This is a genomic window from Kitasatospora sp. NPDC024654, assembly GCF_055559155.1.
This window is the reverse complement of sequence record NZ_JBVHLF010000012.1, coordinates 139,647-140,948: the sequence shown is the minus strand read 5'-3', so window position 1 is coordinate 140,948 and position 1,302 is coordinate 139,647. Positions and strand designations below refer to the sequence as shown.

Sequence of the window (1,302 nt, the reverse complement as noted above, 5' to 3'; positions counted from 1 at the left end):
GAGGGCGCGTTGGGATGGGCTCTTTCCCCCCGTGCGTGGTGTGGGCCGACGGGGGCGCCGCGCCCCCCCAGGCCGCCGCCTCCAACGAGCAGGTCGCCATCACGACTCCGCCGGCCGGCAGCTCCGCCTGGGTCAAGGACCACTCGCTCGACCGTTCGCTGCCCAACCCGGCCACCGCCGACGCCGCCACCGTGGCGGCCTTCTTCGCCTCGCTCACCCCGGCCCAGCAGGACCAGCTGGTGCGCGAGTACCCGCTGGTGGTCGGCAACCTGGACGGCGCCCCGCTGCAGTTGCGCTACCGCGCCAACGCCCTGGCCATCACCGCCGACCGGGACCAGGCCAAGGCCCAGGCCGCCGACCCCAAGCTCGACCCGACCAGTCACGCGCTGGCGCTCTCCCGGGCCAACGACTGCCAGGCGCTGCTCGCCCCGGGCCGGCAGATCCTCGCCTTCGACCCGCGCGGCCGCGGCCTGGTCAGCGAGGTCTTCGGCGACCTGGCGACCGCGGGCCGGGTCTCGGTGATCGTGCCCGGCTCGGACACCGACCTCGGCCACTTCGACCGCACCGACGACCCGCTGCGCTCGCCGGCCGGGATGGCCCGCGCGCTGCAGGCCGAGGAGGAGCGGCAGTCCCCGGGGACCAGCACCGCGGTCATCGCCTGGACCGGCTACGTCACCCCGGTCGGCCTGGGCCCGGACGCCGTCACCTCCCGGCTCGCCGAAGCCGGCGCGCCCCGGCTGGAGCGGCTGCTGGACGGCCTGAAGCAGACCAGCCACCCGGTGGCTCCGCCGGCCCTGCTCTGCCACTCCTACGGCACGGTGGTCTGCGGGATCGCCGGGCCCACCCTGCACGGCGCCACCACCGACATGGTGGTCTTCGGCAGCCCGGGGATGGGCGTGTCGGACGCCGGCGAGCTGGGGACCGGCGTCCACCTGTGGGCCACCCGCGACTCCACCGACTGGATCGGCGACGTGCCGTACGTGGAGGTCGGCAACCTCGGCCACGGCGCCGACCCGACCAGCTCCGACTTCGGCGCCGAGGAGATCTCCTCGGCCGGCGCGGTCGGCCACACCGGCTACTTCGCCGCCGGCACCGCCAGCCTGCACAACTTCGCCGCCATCGCGCTGGGCGCCTACCAGAACGTCAGCTACCGCACCAGCTGAGCCCGTTCACCGACCGCCGGCGGGGGGGGGGGGGGGGGGGGGGGGGGGGGGGGGGGGGGAAAAGGGGGGGGGGGGGGGGGGGGGGGGGGGGGGGGGGGGGGGGGGGGGGGGGGGGGGGGGGGGGGTAGGGGGAGACGCG

General features: G+C 77.0%; 1 protein-coding gene. It reads left to right on the top strand.

Annotated elements, in window-relative coordinates; genetic code table 11:
- On the top strand, positions 1-1,163 hold a 1,163-nt coding region (locus ACZ38L_RS10510), incomplete at its 5' end, for an alpha/beta hydrolase (protein WP_465691261.1).
- Positions 1,164-1,302 lie beyond the last annotated feature (139 nt).